The sequence below is a fragment of the Nonomuraea fuscirosea genome, assembly GCF_003001935.1.
Classification (GTDB): Bacteria; Actinomycetota; Actinomycetes; order Streptosporangiales; family Streptosporangiaceae; genus Nonomuraea; species Nonomuraea fuscirosea.
Genome location: NZ_PVNG01000002.1, coordinates 83,243 through 100,242, shown reverse-complemented (window position 1 = coordinate 100,242; position 17,000 = coordinate 83,243). Strand labels below are relative to the sequence as shown.

Below are 17,000 nucleotides of genomic sequence, written 5' to 3'. Positions count from 1 at the left end.
CCCATGATATGAGCGTGTGCTCACCCACACCGGCGTACATGACATCCTTCAACTGAGGGAGACCACGGAAAGGGCGTACGGGAGATGGACAAGCCGGTCATCGTGACGGTGGACGACGACCCAGGCGTCTCGCGGGCGGTCGCCCGTGACCTGAGACGCCGCTACGGGCAGGAATACCGCATCGTCCGCGCGGAGACGGCCAGAGACGGCATTGACGCGGTGAAGGAGATGCGGCTGCGGGGTGACGAGGTGGCGGCGATCCTGGCCGACTACCGCATGCCGCAGATGAACGGGGTGCAGTTCCTTGAGGCCGCCATGGATCTGTACCCGTACGCGCGCCGGGTGCTGCTGACTGCCTATGCCGACACCGACGCGGCGATTCAGGCCATCAATGTGGTGGATTTGGACCATTATTTGCTCAAACCTTGGGATCCGCCCGAGGAGAAGTTCTATCCGGTGATCGACGGCCAGCTCGACGCCTGGTTGCGCACGGAGCGGATCGAGCGGACCGAGCTGCGGGTGGTGGGTGACCGATGGTCGGCGCAGTCGTACAAGGTGCGTGACTTCCTGGCCCGCAACCACGTCCCGTACCAGTGGATGCTGGCCGAGGACCCCGAGGGCGCGCAGCTGGTGAAGGCGGCGGGCGAGGGCTGCCATCTGCCGCTGGTGGTGACCTCCGACGGCGAGACGCTGGAGTCGCCCGACCAGGCCACGCTGGCCACGGCGGTGGGCCTGTCCACGACGCCGGCCACCGACTTCTACGACCTGATCGTGGTGGGCGGCGGCCCGGCCGGGCTCGGCGCCGCCGTCTACGGAGCCTCGGAAGGGCTCAAGACCGTGCTGGTGGAGGCCTACTCCTCGGGCGGGCAGGCAGGACAGAGCTCCAGGATCGAGAACTACCTGGGCTTCCCCGACGGCGTGTCCGGTCAGCAGCTGGCCGACCGGGCGCGCAGGCAGGCGCAGAAGTTCGGGGCCGAGCTGCTGACCGCGCGCAAGGTGATCAGCCTGGAGCCGCGCGGGCAGGCGCGCGTGGTCGGGTTCAAGGACGGCGGGGAGATCGCGGCGCACGCGGTGATCCTGGCCACCGGCGTGACCTACCGGCGGCTGGACGCGCCCGGCCTCGACGAGTTCGTCGGCCGGGGCGTCTTCTACGGCGCCGCCCTGACCGAGGCGCCCGCGTGCAAGGACACCGAGGTGTACATCGTGGGGGCGGCCAACTCGGCCGGCCAGGCCGCCGTCTACCTGTCGGGATTCGCGAGCAAGGTTCATTTGTTGGTGAGGAGTGATGGATTGGAGAAGTCCATGTCTCACTACCTCATCGAGCAGATCGCCGCGATCCCCAACATCGAGGTGCACTGTGAGACCCAGGTCGTCGGCGGCGCCGGCGGCGGTCACCTGGAGCGGCTGACGCTGTCCACCCGAGGTGAGCAGCGCACGGTGGACGCGCAGTGGCTGTTCGTCTTCATCGGGGCCGAGCCGTACACGTCCTGGCTGGGCGAGACGGTCGAGCGCGACGCGCGCGGCTTCGTGCTGACGGGTCCTGACCTGGTACAGGGAGGGCGGCGGCCGCGCAACTGGCCGCTGCGGCGTGAGCCGTACTACCTGGAGACCAACGTGCCCGGGGTGCTGGCCGCCGGCGACGTGCGCGCCGAGTCGATCAAGCGGGTGGCCTCCGCCGTCGGGGAAGGCGCGATGGCCGTCGCGCTCGTGCACCGTTACCTGGAGAAGCAATGAGCGACACCGATTACGGCTGCGGCGCCGAGACCGCCGCCGCCCCCACCCAGCCCGGCATCGACATCGACGAGTTGCGCAAGCTCTTCCTGTTCGAGCGGCTCACCGACGAGCAGCTCACCAAGCTCGCGCTGAGCGGCCGGGTGCAGACCTACGGCCAGGACGAGGACGTCCTGCGGCAGGGCGAGCCGGCCGAGTGCTTCGCGGTGCTGCTGGACGGCGAGATCCAGATGATCAGCGAGACGGTCAGCGCCGGGACCGTCGCGATGCCGCGTACCTCCCAGCCCGGCGTCTACGGCGGCGCCACCTCGGCCTACCTGGGCGACCGGGCGCCGCAGACCTACCAGCACACGCTGCGCGCCACCGCGCCGTCGCGCATCTTCATGCTGCCGGCCAGGAAGTTCGCCTACATCGTGGCCGAGTGGTTCCCCATGGCGATGCACCTGCTCGACGGGCTGATGTCCGGCGGGCGGATGCAGCGGGAGATCATCGACCGGCGGCAGCGGCTGACCGCGCTCGGCACGATCACGGCCGGGCTCACGCACGAGCTGAACAACCCGGCCGCGGCCGCCGTGCGCGCGGTGAGCGAGCTGCGTACGCTGATCAAGAACTCGCGCATGCAGCTGGCCAACCTGGCCGAGGCCGGCATCGCGCCCGACAAGCTGCGCGCGCTGATCGAGGCGCAGGAGGCGTGCACGAGCAACCTGGGCAACCAGCCGCAGCGCTCGCCGATGGAGATGTCCGACGCCGAGGACGAGCTGGGCGAGGCGCTGGAGGAGCTGGGCGTCGAGGACGCATGGGAGCTGACCCCGGCGCTGGTCAACGCCGGCTTCAACAACGCCTACCTGCAGAAGATCCGCGCCAAGGTGGGCGAGGAGCACACCCCGTCGGCGCTGCACTGGCTGGCCGAGGCCATCGAGATCTCGCAGATGCTCAACGAGGTGACCGAGGCGACCGAGCGCATCACCACGCTCATCCGCTCGGCCAAGCAGTACTCCCAGATGGACCGGGCGCCGTTCCAGCAGGTGGACGTGCACGAGCTGCTCGACAGCACCATCGCGATCTTCCGCGGCAAGATCCCGCCCGGCATCAGCGTGGTCACCGACTACGACCGCACGCTGCCCGAGATCCCCTGCTACGCGGGCGAGCTCAACCAGGTCTGGACCAACCTGGTCCACAACGCGCTCGACGCGATGGGGGATGAGGGCACGCTCACCATCCGCACCGCACACGACGAGGACGAGGCGATCGTCGAGATCGGCGACACCGGTCACGGCGTGGAGGAGGCGATCAAGGACCGGATCTTCGAGCCGTTCTTCACCACCAAGACCGTGGGCGAGGGCACGGGGCTCGGCCTCGACATCTCCTACCGCATCGTGGCCGGTCGGCACGGCGGTGAGATCAAGGTCCGCTCGGTGCCGGGTGACACCTGGTTCGAGGTACGCCTGCCGCTGCGTGAGCCCGCGAACACTGACTGATTCCCGACCCTGACTTGTCAGAACGCTTACTGACCGCATGTAATGGGTGACCGAAATGCGGGAAGGAGGCGGGCCGGTGAGCACGTCGGAGGCCTTGGCGGGTTCGCGTGGACTGAACACGCTCCTCAGAGTGCTCGGCGGCATCGAACGCCTGGGCAACAGGCTGCCCCACCCGTTCTGGCTGTTCGTCATCCTGAGCGGGCTGCTCGGCCTGGTGAGCTGGGGGCTGGCGGCGGCCGGGGTCTCCGCCGTCAACCCGGCCTCGGGCAAGACCGTCGCGGCCAGGAACCTGCTGTCCGTCGAGGGCGTGCGGATGATGGTCGGCGACGCGATCGAGAACTACACCTCGTTCCCGCCGCTCGGCACCATCCTCGTCGTCATGCTCGGCGTCGCGGTCGCCGAGCGGTCGGGGCTGCTGGCCGCGGTGCTGCGCGGCGGGGTGGCGAAGGTGTCGCCGAAGTGGGTGACGTTCGCGCTGGCGTTCACCGGGATGATCGCCCACGTGGCCACCGACGCCGCGTACGTGGTGCTCATCCCGCTCGGCGCGCTCGCCTTCCGCGCCGTGGGCCGCAGCCCGATCCTGGGCATCGTGGTGGCGTTCGTGTCGATCTCGGCGGGCTACGACGCCAGCCCGCTCGTCACGCCGGTGGACGCGATCCTGTCGGGGCTGACCACGGCCGCCGCCCACACCGTCGACCCGGCCTACCTGGTCACGCCGCTGGCCAACTACTACTTCTCCATCGTCTCGTCGCTGCTGCTGGCGGCGGCCATCACGGTGGTGACCGAGCGGATCCTGGCCCGCCGGGTCGAGTCGCTGCCCGTCGATCCCGACGCCGAGCAGGACGATCTCGGCTCGCTGACGCTCAGCCCTCAGGAACGCCGGGGCCTGCGCAACGCCCTGATCACGCTCGTGGTGTTCCTGGCCGCGACGGTGGCGGCCGTCCTGCCGGCCGGCTCACCGTTGCGCGGCGAGGGCGGCGGCATCGTGCAGTCGCCGCTGCTCACCTCGATCGCCGTCTTCCTGGGTCTCGCGTTCCTGGCCGTCGGCTGGGCGTACGGCAGGGCCGCGGGCACCGTCACCAGCAGCAGGGACATCCCGGGCTTCATGGCCCACGGGCTGCGCGAGATGGCGCCCATCCTGGTGCTGTTCTTCGCGATCTCGCAGTTCCTCGCCTACTTCAAGTGGACCGGCATCGGCGAGATCATCGCCGTCGACGGGGCCGACCTGCTGCGCACCGCCGGGGTGAGCGGGCCCGTCGTCTTCCTCGGCATCCTGCTCGTGGTCACCGTGATCAACCTGGTGGTGACCAGCGGCTCCGCCCAGTGGGCGCTGGTCGGGCCGGTGTTCGTGCCGATGCTGATGCTGCTCGACATCCCGCCCGAATACACCCAGGCCCTCTACCGGATCGCCGACTCGTGCACCAACGCGATCACGCCGATGAGCCCGTACTTCGTGATGGCGCTCGGCTTCCTGCAGCGCTACCGCCGCTCGGCCGGGATCGGCACGCTGGCCTCCATGACGATCCCGCTCGCGTTCACCCTGCTCGTCGTCTGGACGCTGCTGTTCTTCGTGTTCTGGTGGCTCGGCATCCCGCTCGGCCCTGGAGCGCCCGTTCCCTCGTGAAAGGAATCTCGTGCTGATCACCGACTGGACCCGGCAGGCCCTGCCGGCCATGCTCGACGACCTCAGGGCCGTGGTCGAGCTGGAGACCCACAGCTACGACAAGGCGATGCTGGTCAAAGGGCTACGGGAGATCCGTTCCCGGACGGTCGGTCACCTCGGCACGCCGGACGACGAGATCCTGCACGAGGGCGGCCAGCACGGCGACATCCTGGAGCTGACCTACCAGGGCACCGCCCCCGGCACCGTGCTCATGCTCAGCCACTACGACACCGTCTGGCCGATCGGCACGCTGAGCGGCTGGCCGTTCGCGGTCGTGGACGGCAAGGCGACCGGGCCGGGCGTGTTCGACATGAAGACCGGGCTCGTGCAGTCCGTCTGGGCGCTGCGCGGCCTGCGCGAGCTGGGGCTGCCGCATCCGAGCGTGCGGTTCCTGTTCACCGGCGACGAGGAGATCGGCAGCCCGTCCTCGCGCGAGCACATCGAGGCGGCCAGCGAGGACGCCCTGGCCACGCTGGTGTTCGAGGCGTCCATGGACGGGGCGCTCAAGACGGCGCGCAAGGGCGTGGGGCTGTTCAACGTGAGCGTGACCGGGATCGAGGCGCACGCCGGGCTCGACCCGTACGCGGGGGCGAGCGCGATCCACGCCCTGGCCGAGATCGTCACCACGCTGGCCCGGGCCGGCTCCCGCGAGCGCGGCACCACCGTGAACGTCGGCCTGATCAGCGGCGGCACCGGCCGCAACGTCTCGGCCGGGCGGGCGACGTGTGGCGTGGACGTGCGGGTGACCGATCCGGCGGAGATGGGCCGCATCGACGACCTCTTCGCCGACCTGCGGGTCTCCGACCCCCGCGTCACCATCTCGGCCACCGGCGAGTGGAACCGCCCGCCGATGACGCCCAACCCCGCCTCGCAGCGGCTGTTCAAGGAGACCCAGGAGGTGGCGGCCGGGTTCGGCTGGCTGGTGGACGAGGTCGCCGTCGGCGGGGCCAGTGACGGGAACTTCGTCTCCGCGCTCGGCCGCCCGGTCCTCGACGGCATGGGCGCCGTGGGCGACGGCGCGCACGCCCGGCACGAGCACGTGCTGGTGGAGCACATCCCGGAACGTACGGCCCTGACCATCGGCCTGCTCTCGGCCTTGGCGTGAGTCGAACATGTGATCCAATTTCTCTAGGATCATGGCGCCTCCCGGGTTACGATCTTGCCGTCCACCTGGGGCCACTGATCCGCGGCCCCCGATTCGACGGGAGATCCGATTTGAGGCGTGCACTGATCGCGTTAGGCGTCGGTCTGGCCACTCTGAGTAGCGGCGTCGTCACCGCACCGGCCTGGGCGGCCGTGGAGGTGGCCACGGTGAAGCTGGCCGACACCTCCGAGACGGCGCGGCAGGTCGCGCAGTTCTGGCTCGCCGACGACGGCGCCAACCTGCGCGCCGCCACCCCGTACACCGTGCACACCGAGATGGCCGCGGAGCGCTCGACCGCGGAGATCGTCCCCGACGGGAAGCCGGGCTCCTTCCCTCCGGTGGCGGCGGGCGGGCCCGCGGCCCCTGACGGGACGGCGCCCACGCCCTCGGGCAAGGTGTACTTCATCGGCAGCGACAACGAGCCCCACTGGTGCACCGGCACGGCCGTGCAGGGCCAGTACCGCAACCTCGTCGCGACCGCCGGCCACTGCGTGTTCGACGTCGAGGCGCCGATGGGCGCGCTCGGCAAGTGGGTCTTCGTCCCCGGCCACGCCGCCGGCACGGCCCCCTTCGGCCTGTACGTGGGCAAGCTGGGCACCGCCCCCTACCCCTTCGACGACGTCCGCGACTACGACCGCGACTACGCCTTCGCCAACGTGTACCAGGGCGTCGTCTCCTCCTCGCCCGGCGCGTTCACGAACGTCGGCCGGCTGCTCGACGTCGTGGGCGGGCAGGGCTTCGCCTACAACCAGCCGGTCGGGCCGCCGGTCGACGTCCTCGGCTTCCCCGCCGGGGCTCATCCCGACGGCACCCGTCCGTACTCGGGCGCGACCCTCGAACGGTCGGCGGGGGCCACGTTCGCGGCGTCGGTGGGCCTTCCGCGGATGGACCAGCCAGTCGGCGCGGAGTCCCCGTTCACCGGTGGGGGCTCGATCGGGTCGGCGTGGCTGACCGGCTACGCGGCGGACAGCGGCCTCGGTCTGCTGAGCGGCGTCACGATCAGCGTCTCCGACACCGACGGCGACGGCCGGTACGACACCGGGGTGTCGCCGTACTTCGGCACGGAGGCGGCTCAGGTCTGGCGGCGCGCCACCCTGAACTGGACCGGCGTCATCACCCGATAGGGCCTTAACCAGCGGAAAAGGAGTTGCCGGTGGCATGTGCCCGGCTTCTAGGGTGGGGCGGTGACTGTTCAAGTGATCGTGCTCAACGGCGGCTCCAGTTCCGGCAAGTCGGGCATCACCCGCTGTCTCCAGGCGATCCTGCCGGAGCCGTGGCTGGCCGCCGGCGTCGACTCCTTCGTCGAGTCGATGCCGGCGTCCATGGAGGGCTCGGCGGCGGGCATCGAATTCGCCCCTGACGGCGGGGTGAGCGTCGGGCCGGAGTTCATGCGGCTGGAGGCGGCCTGGCGGGCGGGCATCGCCGCGATGGCCCGCGCGGGCGCCCGGATCGTCATCGACGACGTCTTCCTCGGCGGGCCGTCCTCCCAGCAGCGGTGGGAGGACGTCCTCACCGGGCTGGAGGTGCTGTGGGTGGGTGTCCGGTGCGACGTCGCGGTCGCGGCGGGCCGGGAGATCGCGCGTGGTGACCGGGTCCGCGGGATGGCCGCGCAGCAGGCCGAGGTGGTGCACGAGGGCGTGCACTACGACTTGGAGGTGGACACCAGCCGCACCGAGGCTCTGGAGTGCGCGCGGGCCATCGCCGCCAGGACCCGGTAGAGGATCCCCGGCCCAGGCCGTTCGCGCCGCCGCCGCTCCGCCCGTTCCCGCGACGCCGCTCCGCCTGTTCACGCGACACCGCGCCGTCACGGGCCTGACAGCGGGAGCCGTCAGGCGGGAGCCGTCAGGCGGAGACGCCGAAGACGCGGTCGCGGGTCAGGTCGAGGGCCGTCAGCACGGCGCCCTGGAGCACCGGATCGCCCGCGACCGTGCTGGCGCGCACCTCGGTCGGAGCGGGCGCCAGGTCGCGCAGCCGGGCGGCCACCTCCTCGGCCAGTTCCTCGCCCCCGTCACGCCCGCACTCGCCGCCGAGCACGACGAGCCCGGGGTCGAGCAGCGAGACGAAGGCGGCGGCGCCCTTGGCGATGCGGGCCGCGAACTCCGTACGGGCCAGGCCGCGCGCGACGGCCGAGGTCACCAGGTTGCAGAACGCGGTCCCGTCCACCTCCAGGTACCCGATCTCGCCCGCCCCTCCCGACGCCCCCCGGCGCAACCGCCCGCCGAGCACGACCGCCGCCCCGACCCCGTCGCCCAGCCAGAGCAGCACGAAGTCCTCGGCGTTCTGCGCCACCCCGCCCCGCGCTTCGGCCACGGCGGCCAGGTTGACCTCGTTCTCCAGCACCACCGGGACGCCGAGCCGCTCCCGCCAGGACGCCACCAGCCCTGATCGCCACCCCGGCACGTCGTTGGACGACACCAGCTCGCCCTCGCGCGGCGCGACCAGGCCCGGCGCCCCGACCACGACGGTGTCGAGGCTCCGCCGCCCCGCCGCCTCGCCCAGGACGCCTTCGACGAGATCCACGAGATCACCGCCGATCGGCCGGCCGGCCGAGCCGACGGTGCGGCCGGTGAGGTCGGCGACGGTGACGTGGACGGTGTCGCGCCGCAGGTCCACCCCCGCGACGTGGGCCCGGCCGGCCACCAGCCCGTAGATCCGCGCGTTGGGCCCGCGCCTGTCCTCCCCCGACTCCCCCGCGACCTCGACCAGGCCGCTGTCGATGAGCCGCTCGATCAGGTCGGACACGGTGGGCCTGGACAGCCCCGTCAGTGAGCGGAGCTGGGGAGCGCTCAGCGGGCCCCGCTCCAGCAGCAGGTCGAGCGCCAGCCGGTCATTGATGGCCCGGGCCGTGGAAGGGGTCGCGGTCTTCATGCTTCCCATAATAATCAGGAACCCTGCCTGAAAGCTCTTTTCATCAGGAACCCTGCCTGATAGTTTTCAGCGCATGAGCCCTCATCGCGCCATCGCCTCGGTCTTCCTCGTCCACGGAGCCGTGGCCGGCAGCCTGTCCACCCGCATCCCCTGGCTGCAGGAGCACTTCGGCCTCGACCCCCGCGTCCTCGGCCTGGTGCTCCTGTGCACGCCGATCGGCGCCTTCGTCGGCATGCCCATGGCCGGCCGTCTGGCGTACCGGATCGGCTCCCGCACCGCGACCCGCTTACTCATCGCCCTGTGGTGCGCGGCCCTCGCACTGCCCGCCCTCTCCCCCTCGACCCCCGGCCTGTTCGTCGCCTTCCTGCTGTTCGGCGCCGCGGCGGGCATGTCGGACGTCACCATGAACGCCCACGCCGTCGTCCTCGAACGCCGCCTCGGCCGGCCGATCATGTCCGGACTGCACGGCATGTGGGCCGTCGGCAGCCTGGCCGCGGCCGGTCTCGGCGCCTTGGCCGCGCAGGCCGGCGTCGACGCCCGCGCGCACCTCGCGGCGATCGCCGCCGTCCTGGTCCTGATCGGCGCCCGTACCGGCCGCGGCCTGCTCGCCGACGAGCGCGGCCCGGCCACCGGCCCCGCGCCGCGCCGCTTCGCGCTGCCCGCCCGCGCGATCGCCCTCATCGGCGTCGTCGGCTTCTGCGCCACCTTCGCCGAAGGAGCCAGCGCGAACTGGTCGGCCGTCTACATCACCGCCGTCACGGACGCGGGGCCCGGAGTGGGCGCCGCCGGCTACACGGTCTTCATGTTCTGCATGGCCGGCACCCGCCTGCTCGGCGACCGCGTCATCCGCCTGCTCGGCCCGGTGCGGACCGTGCGGGTCAGCGGGGCGGTGGCGGCGCTCGGGGGCCTGATCGTGGTCCTGTCCCGCACGCCCGCCCTCGCCGTCACCGGCTTCGCGCTGCTCGGCCTCGGCGTCGCGGTGATCGTGCCGCTGGCGATCGCGGCGGCGGGCAACAAGAGCGCGACGCCGGGCGAGGGGGTGGCGGGGGTGGCCACGATCACGTACCTCTCGGGGCTCGTCGCCCCCGCGGTGACGGGGTGGGTGGCGGGCGGGCTGTCCTATCCCGCGGCCTTCGCCGTGATCACCGGCGTGGTGGTGCTGCTGACGCTGCTGGCCCCGGCCGTGCGGCCCTCCTCTTCCACCACTGCCCCGGCGCCCGTCCGTGACGAGCAATTCGCGGGCGCGCGGGACTGATCAGAACCGTCGCGTGGTACGCTCCCAAGCGAGCGCTTGGTTTAGCGAGAGGCCGCCGCATGAAGTTCTCGACCTTCCACCTCTTCCACCGCTTCGACGGACAGAGCTTCAAGGACGTCTACGACTACCACCTGGAGCTCATCGAGCTGGCCGAGGAGCTGGGGTTCGACGGGGTACGGCTGGCCGAGCACCACTTTCGCGACTACGGCGTCGTCCCCAACCTGTTCACCATGCTCGCCCACGCCGCCGCCCGCACCACCGACCTGCGGCTCGGCACCGGCATCGTGGTCCTGCCGCTGCACGATCCGGTCCACGTCGCCGAGGAGGCCGCGCTGGTGGACGTGCTGTCCGGCGGGCGGTTGGAGCTGGGGATCGGGCGGGGATACCAGAGCTTCGAGTTCGAGGGGTTCGGCATCGACCTGGCCGAGGCGCGGGACCGGTTCAACGAGGCGCTGGAGGTGATCGTCGGGCTCTGGACGCAGGACTCGTACCAGCACGAGGGGAAGTTCTACAAGACCGGGGCCGAGGTGTCGCTGGTGCCCAGGCCGCTGCAGAGCCCGCATCCGCCGCTGCACGTGGCGGCCGTCTCGCCCGAGACCGTCACCATGTACGCCGAGCGCGGCCTGCCCATCCTGGCCGACCCAGCGGCGCCGTTCAGGAAGGTCGTCAAGGCGGCCGAGACCTGGCGGGAGACGGCCGCGCGGGCGGGACACCAGGAGCGGGCCGACCTCGTGGTGGCCCGCAGCGTGTACGTCGCCCCCACCCTCGAACAGGCCCGCGCCGACCAGGAGCGGTTCGAGGCGTCGTTCGACCGCTCGCGCATCTTCAACGAGCGCAGCGCCCCGATAGACCCGAGGACCGGCCGGGCCGCGCAGGGCTTCGAGTACTACCAGGACCGCTACCTCAAGGGCGGCTCGGTCTCGACCGAGTTCCGCTGGGAGCAGTTGGAGGTGATCGGCGACCCGGCACGGGTGATCGAGCAGATCTCGCTGCTCAGGGACGCCGGGTTCAGCAACCTCCTGTGCGACTTCGGCAGCACCAGGCCGATGCCGCTGGAGGAGATGAAGCGGGTTATGCGCTTCTTCGCGACCGAAGTCATGCCGGCTTTTGGAGACCGACGATGATCCACAGCCTGTCGCTGTCCGACGTCCTCGCCGACCACGCCCGCAGCCGCCCCGGCGTGACCGCCACCGTGGACGGCGAGCTCCGCCACACTTACGCCGAGCTGGACCTGCGGGTGACCCGGCTGGCGGCGGCGCTGGCCGGCGCCGGCGTCTCGACCGGCGACCGGGTGGTGTGGCTGGGACAGAACGCGCACGCCGTGCTGGAGCTGCTGCTGGCCTGCTCGCGGCTGGGCGCCGTGTTCTGCCCGGCCAACTGGCGGCAGTCGCCGGACGAGCTGCGTTTCGTGCTCGACGACCTGACCCCGGCCGTCGTCGTGTTCGAGCCGTCGGAGGCCACCACGTCCCTGCGCGCCGCCGGCGCGGGGACGTGGCTCCAGGCGGGCGATGAGTACGAGCGGGCCGTCGCGGAGGCGCCCGTGCGCGAGTTCGGCCCGGTGGACGACGCCGAGCCCGTCCTCGCCCTCTACACCGCCGCCTTCGCCGGCCGGCCCAGCGCCGCCCTGCTGAGCAGCGCCGCGCTCGTCGCGCACGCCACGTCCCTGCTGGTCGTCCGGCGGATGGAGCCAGGCTTCACCTTCCTCAACGACGGGCCGCTCTTCCACGTCGGCACGATGATGTTCTGCCTGGCCACGTTCCAGATCGGCGGCACGAACGTTTTCACCCCCGCCTTCGACCCCGAGGAGGTCTGCCGGCTGATCGACGCGGAGCGGGTGACGCAGGCGTTCCTGTTCGGGCCGATGATCGACGCGGTGGCGAAGGCGAACGCGGGCGGCAAGTACGACCTGTCCTCGCTGCGCTTCGTCTCCCACTCCGCCGAGTGGGACGACATGATCACCGTGGACGACTCGCCGTGGTGCCGCTCCAAGATGGGCGGGTACGGGCAGACCGAGGTGGGCGGCATGCTCACGTTTTTGGGGCTGGCGGAGGGCGGGGCCGGGTTCGCGGGGCGGCCGTCGCCGCTGGTGCAGGTGCGGCTGCTGGCTCCGGACGGCACGGAGGTGCCGGCGGGGGAGGTCGGGGAGATCTGCGCCCGCGGCAAGACCCTCTTTTCCGGATATTTCGCCCGGCCAGACTTAAATGCAGAAAAGACGGCGTACGGCTGGCATCACACCGGCGACCTCGGCCGCCGCGAACCCGACGGCACCCTCACCTTCATCGGCCCCAAGCTGCGCATGATCAAGTCGGGCGCCGAGAACGTCTACCCGGCCGAGGTGGAACGGGCGCTCAAGACGCACCCGGCCGTCGCCGACGCCGCCGTCATCGGCGTCCCCGACCCCGGCTGGCAGCAGGCGGTCAAGGCCGTCGTCGCCCTGCGCCCGGACGCCGCGGGCGGGGTCACGGGCGGGGTCACCGCCGACGACCTGATCGAGCACGTACGCACGCTGCTGGCGTCGTACAAGAAGCCCAGGCACGTGACCTTTGTGGACAGCATCCCCAAACGCGGCTTCACCCCCGACTACGACGCCCTGGACGCGGCCCACGGCGGCGGTGGCTATCCGGGAAACGCCTGATCAGCCCCTGGGCAGCGGCAGCCCCGCCTCCAGGTGCCGCAGCGCCCGGTCGAGCTGGGCCGGCGCGTCCGTCTCGGGGTCCTTCACCCACTCGAACCAGAGGGCGAGCATCACCCCGATGATCGCCCCGGTCACGTTGCGCAGCTCCGGATCGTCCGGGTCGCGCCCCTCGCGGGCCGCCAGCCGTTCCCGCAGCGTGTTGATCACGCCGGTGACGTTCTCCATGCTCGACGCCCACAGCTCGGGCACCGAGAACATCAGCCGCTCCCGTTCCAGGCTGTCGGCGCGCTCCTGCGGCGTCTGCGCCTCGATCACCGCCGCCATCGCCATCCGCACGGCCGCGACGGGACCGGCGCCGGGCGGCACCGCGTCGAGCGCCTCCATGAGCGGCGGGAACTGGTCGACCATCACCAGATCCTCTTTCGTGGCGAAATAGCGGAAGACGGTGCTGGGCGCCACCTCCGCCGCGTCCGCGATCTGCTCGACCGTCGTGGCGGCGTATCCCTGCTCGCGGAAGAGCCGCAGCGCCTCCTTCTGGATCAACGCCCTGGTCTTGGCCTTCTTACGTTCGCGCAGGCCCGGTCGGTCGCTCATGGTCCCGCATTCTCCGGGGCGGGGCCCCGCACGTCCACTTCCGCCGGCGATCAGAGGATGGCGAGCGGGGTGAGCGGGCTGCCCGTGCCGCCCTCGATCCGCAGCGGCGCCGCCACGAACACGAACGTGGTGCGCCCCGCCGCGGCCAGCTCCTCCAGCCAGAGCATCTCGATCAGATGGATGCCGTGCCGGTGCAGCAGGATCAGGTGCAGGTCGTCCTCGATCGGCTCGTCGGCCAGGCCGCGCGCGTTCAGCCCGCCGATGGCGGCGTTGTCGGAGGCGACCGCCGCGACGTCGTGCGCCGCCAGCCAGCGGCCCGCGTCCGCCGACAGTCCCGGCTGACCCGACCAGTACTCCTCGCGCGAGCGCTGCCACACCACCGGCCATCCGGTACGGACGACCGCCACGTCCCCCGGCGCCGGCGTGGCGATCTCCGCCAGCAGGTCCGCCTCGACCCGGTAGCCCACGGGCAGGTGGTCGAGGCCGAGCCTGCCGGGCAGGTCGTACAGCACTCCCCTGGCCACTACCCCGCCCACGTGCTCGATGCCGCACCGGGTGGCGCCGTAGGAGCGGACCCTGGCCGCCGGATGACCGTTGTAGAGCTCGTCGCCGGACCACATGTGGCACAGCGCGTCCATATGAGTCGTCGTGCCGTGTCCGGTGACGACCAGGGCGTCGTCGGCCACCCGCAGGCCCGCGCCGATCGGCCGGGCGCCGGCCGCGTAGTCGCCGCCGTCCACGGACATGAAGTGCTGCGGCAGGGGGCGGCCCGGCAGGTGCGGGACGCTCTGCGGGGCCGGTGAGGAGGTGGCGCCCCTGATCGGCATGGCCAGGCTCAGCACCTCGCCGGTGGTGGCGCTGCGCAGGGCGTCCAGGACGACGGCCGGAGTGAGGAGGTTGAGGGTCCCCCGCTGATCGTCTGGGCCGAATCGTCCCCAGTTGTTAGGCTCGGCAGCCAAGTAAGCACTTCCTTCCTGGCGGAGGTCTGATGCACTGCGATCCTCGGTTCTCCCGCGTACGCGAGGTCTTCGAGCGGAACTTCGCCGACGGCGAGGAGCTGGGCGCCGCCTTCGCCGTCTATCTGAACGGCGAGCCGGTCGTGGACCTGTGGGACGGCGTGGCCGACCGGCACACCGGCCGGGCCTGGGAGCGGGACACCCCCGCCTTCGCCTACTCCTGCACCAAGGCGCTCACCGCCGCCGTGCTGCTCCGGCTGGTGGAGCAGGGGCTGGTGGACGTACGGGCGCCGGTGGCCGCGTACTGGCCGGAGTTCGCGGCGGGCGGCAAGGAGGCGGTCACCGTCGAGCACCTGCTCAGCCACCAGGCCGGGCTGCCGGTGGTGGCGGAGCCGGTGCCGGTGGAGGAGTTCGAGGACCAGCCGGCCATCGCGGCCCGGCTGGCCGGCCAGGAGCCGCTGTGGGAGCCGGGCTCGGCGCACGGGTACCACGCGCTGACGTACGGGTTCCTGGTGGGCGAGGTGATCAGGCGGGTGACGGGCAAGTCGGTGGGCGAGCTGGTCGCCGCCGAGATCGCCGGCCCCCTGGACCTGGAGCTGTGGGTGGGGGCGCCGGAGGAGGTGATCGCCCGCACGGCGCGGCTCAAGGCCCGCGAACGCCCCGACGTCACGGAGACCCCGGCGGGCGAACGGACCAGCGCTGCGGACAACCCGGCGGGCGAACGGCCCGGCGCTGCCGAGACCCCGGCGGGCGAACGGCCCGGCACCACGGGAGCCCCGTCGGGCGCGGGAACCGGCGCCACGGAAGGCCAGGCCGGCGGGCGGCCGGACGACGTGCTGGCGCGGATGGTGCAGGCGGCGCTGGACCCGCACAGCCTGATGAACCGGGCGCTCGGCAACCCCGGCATGCACCTGCTCAAGGGCGGCGCGAACAACCCGGTGATCCTGCGCGCCGGCTGGCCCGCGGCCGGCGTCGTGACCACCGCCAGAGGGCTGGCCGGGTTCTACCGCGCGCTGATCTCCGGCGACCTGCTGCGCCAGGAGACGCTGACCGAGGCCCTGCGGCCGCGGGTGAACGGCCCCGACCGGGTGCTGCTGCTGGACACCTCGTTCGGGCTCGGCTTCATGCGGCCGTCGCTCACGTTCCCGACGCCGTCGCCGACCGCGTTCGGGCATTCGGGGATGGGCGGCTCCATCGGCTGGGGCGATCCCGGGCGCGGCCTGGCCATCGGGTACGTGATGAACCGGATGGCCGACGCGGTCTCCGGCAACCTGCGCGCCCTGCGCCTGGTGCAGTCGGTCTACGACTCGTTGTGAGCGCATGGACGTTCAGTGCATGGTCACGCCGCCGCTCACCGACAGGGTCTGCCCGGTGATGTACGCGGCGCGTTCCGTACAGAGGTAGGCGACCAGGCCCGCCACGTCGGCGGGAGCGCCGAGGCGGCGCAGCGGGATGCCCCTGGCGATCTTGTCGACCAGTCCCGGCTCGGTCTCTGACACCCGGCGCAGCATGGGGGTGTCGGTCGGGCCGGGGCAGACCACGTTCGCGGTGACGTGGGCTCTGGCGGCCTCGCGGGCCAGCGTCTTGGCCAGGCCGAAGAGGCCGGCCTTGGTCGCCGCGTACGCGCCCTCCCCGCCCGAGCCGGCCCTGGCCCCGTCGGAGGAGATGAACACCAGCCGTCCCCATCCCCGCTCCAGCATGCCGGGCAGCAGCAGCTTGGTCAGCAGCATCGGCCCGCGCAGGTTGACCTGCCACATGAGGTCCCAGCCCGCCGGATCGCTCTCGACGAACGGCTGCACGATCGACACCCCGGCGTTGTGCACCAGGATGTCCGCCCGCCCCACCGCGCCGGCGAACTCCGTCACCGCCGCCGCCGACGCCAGGTCCACCGGCAGCGCCTCGGCGCCGGGGAGGGTGGCCGCGACCTTCGCGGCGCCGGGCAGGTCCACGTCCGCCACGACGACCCGCGCCCCGAGCGCGGCCAGGTCGGTCGCGATGGCCGCGCCGATCGCGCCCGCCGCCCCGGTCACCACCGCCGTACGCCCGTCCAGGCGCAGCCCGTCCATCACCGCCACGCCTCCACCAGGCCGGCGGCGGTGGCGCGGGTGGCGAGCAGGCTGACCGTGTGCTTCAGCACGGCCCGCGCGTAGTCGTCGGGGATGCCCGCGACCGCGTCGGTGACCACCGTCACCCGGTAGCCCAGGTTGACCGCCTCCAGCGCCAGCCCGGGGATGCCCAGGTTGAGCGAGACGCCGAGCGCGACCACGGACGAGACGCCGAGGGAGCGCAGCGTCATGTCGAGCGAGGTGCCAGTGAACGGGGAGAAGCCGTGGTGCCGGCGGTTCTCCAGGTCGCCGGTCTCGCGCAGCTCGGGCAGGACCTCGACGGCGCCCGTACCCTCCAGCATGTGCTCGGGATCCTTGAGCAGGGCGACGATGAACGGGCAGTTGGCGGTGTGGGAGCCGGCCCGGTCGGGCCGGAAGGCGGCGGTGCAGTGGATCACCGGGATCTCGGCCCGCCTGGCCGCCCGGAGGACGAGGGCCGCGTTGGCGATCACGTCGCGGCGCGCGCACGCCTCCACCAGATCCGGAAATTTCGTCAGATCGCCGACGACGCCTCGTTGCATCTCCATCACCAGCACCGCCACGCGCCCCACCGGCGACCTCCACCTGTTCT

General features: G+C 71.9%; 15 protein-coding genes. 10 read left to right on the top strand and 5 right to left on the bottom strand.

Annotation, left to right across the window (positions count from 1 at the left end; all coding sequences use genetic code 11):
- Window positions 1-84: 84 nt before the first annotated feature.
- The 6 genes from B0I32_RS04015 to cpt all read left to right on the top strand — a co-directional run bounded on the left by B0I32_RS04015 (window position 85) and on the right by cpt (window position 7,734).
- Complete coding sequence (locus B0I32_RS04015; protein WP_106235047.1) at window positions 85-1,734, top strand: NAD(P)/FAD-dependent oxidoreductase; 1,650 nt, start codon at window positions 85-87, stop codon at window positions 1,732-1,734.
- A complete protein-coding gene (locus tag B0I32_RS04010; protein ID WP_106235045.1) occupies window positions 1,731-3,209 on the top strand; it encodes an ATP-binding protein in 1,479 nt (492 codons plus the stop codon). Before B0I32_RS04015 ends, B0I32_RS04010 begins: the two co-directional genes overlap by 4 nt.
- A gap of 76 nt (window positions 3,210-3,285) precedes the next feature.
- Complete coding sequence (locus B0I32_RS04005; RefSeq protein WP_245955568.1) at window positions 3,286-4,833, top strand: AbgT family transporter; 1,548 nt, start codon at window positions 3,286-3,288, stop codon at window positions 4,831-4,833.
- 10 nt (window positions 4,834-4,843) lie between these two features.
- Window positions 4,844-5,977, top strand: a complete 1,134-nt coding sequence (locus B0I32_RS04000; protein ID WP_342751709.1) for a M20 family metallopeptidase — start codon at window positions 4,844-4,846, stop codon at window positions 5,975-5,977.
- A gap of 110 nt (window positions 5,978-6,087) precedes the next feature.
- A complete protein-coding gene (locus B0I32_RS03995; protein WP_245955567.1) occupies window positions 6,088-7,140 on the top strand; it encodes a trypsin-like serine peptidase in 1,053 nt (350 codons plus the stop codon).
- Window positions 7,141-7,200: 60 nt separating this feature from the next.
- The gene (gene cpt / locus B0I32_RS03990; protein ID WP_106235042.1) at window positions 7,201-7,734 is read left to right on the top strand and encodes a chloramphenicol phosphotransferase CPT; all 534 of its coding nucleotides are present in this window, start codon (window positions 7,201-7,203) and stop codon (window positions 7,732-7,734) included.
- 124 nt (window positions 7,735-7,858) lie between these two features.
- Here the strand turns inward: cpt and B0I32_RS03985 are convergent, their stop codons facing one another.
- Window positions 7,859-8,884, bottom strand: coding sequence for an ROK family transcriptional regulator (locus tag B0I32_RS03985; RefSeq protein WP_219911652.1), 1,026 nt, complete (start codon window positions 8,882-8,884; stop codon window positions 7,859-7,861).
- Between the two features lie 73 nt (window positions 8,885-8,957).
- Here B0I32_RS03985 and B0I32_RS03980 point away from each other — a divergent pair, with 73 nt between their 5' ends.
- Genes B0I32_RS03980 through B0I32_RS03970 form a run of 3 tightly spaced genes read left to right on the top strand, consistent with a single transcriptional unit; the run spans window position 8,958 to window position 12,774 of the window.
- The gene (locus B0I32_RS03980) at window positions 8,958-10,139 is read left to right on the top strand and encodes an MFS transporter (RefSeq protein WP_106235039.1); all 1,182 of its coding nucleotides are present in this window, start codon (window positions 8,958-8,960) and stop codon (window positions 10,137-10,139) included.
- Between the two features lie 59 nt (window positions 10,140-10,198).
- The gene (locus tag B0I32_RS03975; protein WP_106235037.1) at window positions 10,199-11,263 is read left to right on the top strand and encodes an LLM class flavin-dependent oxidoreductase; all 1,065 of its coding nucleotides are present in this window, start codon (window positions 10,199-10,201) and stop codon (window positions 11,261-11,263) included.
- Window positions 11,260-12,774: an AMP-binding protein gene (locus B0I32_RS03970; protein WP_106235035.1), complete on the top strand. Its 1,515-nt coding sequence runs from the start codon at window positions 11,260-11,262 to the stop codon at window positions 12,772-12,774. Before B0I32_RS03975 ends, B0I32_RS03970 begins: the two co-directional genes overlap by 4 nt.
- Here B0I32_RS03970 and B0I32_RS03965 read toward each other — a convergent pair whose 3' ends face one another.
- Both B0I32_RS03965 and B0I32_RS03960 read right to left on the bottom strand, forming a co-directional pair.
- A complete protein-coding gene (locus B0I32_RS03965; protein WP_106235033.1) occupies window positions 12,775-13,368 on the bottom strand; it encodes a TetR/AcrR family transcriptional regulator in 594 nt (197 codons plus the stop codon).
- 50 nt (window positions 13,369-13,418) lie between these two features.
- A complete protein-coding gene (locus B0I32_RS03960; RefSeq protein ID WP_106235032.1) occupies window positions 13,419-14,327 on the bottom strand; it encodes a cyclase family protein in 909 nt (302 codons plus the stop codon).
- A gap of 29 nt (window positions 14,328-14,356) precedes the next feature.
- Between B0I32_RS03960 and B0I32_RS03955 the strand changes: the two genes are divergently transcribed.
- A complete protein-coding gene (locus B0I32_RS03955) occupies window positions 14,357-15,640 on the top strand; it encodes a serine hydrolase domain-containing protein (RefSeq protein ID WP_106235030.1) in 1,284 nt (427 codons plus the stop codon).
- Window positions 15,641-15,652: 12 nt separating this feature from the next.
- Here the strand turns inward: B0I32_RS03955 and B0I32_RS03950 are convergent, their stop codons facing one another.
- Both B0I32_RS03950 and B0I32_RS03945 read right to left on the bottom strand, forming a co-directional pair.
- Window positions 15,653-16,390 carry an SDR family NAD(P)-dependent oxidoreductase gene (locus tag B0I32_RS03950; protein WP_106235999.1) on the bottom strand — a complete coding sequence of 246 codons (738 nt, stop codon included), beginning with the start codon at window positions 16,388-16,390 and terminating at the stop codon, window positions 15,653-15,655.
- Window positions 16,390-16,980, bottom strand: coding sequence for a cysteine hydrolase family protein (locus tag B0I32_RS03945; RefSeq protein WP_245955564.1), 591 nt, complete (start codon window positions 16,978-16,980; stop codon window positions 16,390-16,392). Before B0I32_RS03945 ends, B0I32_RS03950 begins: the two co-directional genes overlap by 1 nt.
- Window positions 16,981-17,000 lie beyond the last annotated feature (20 nt).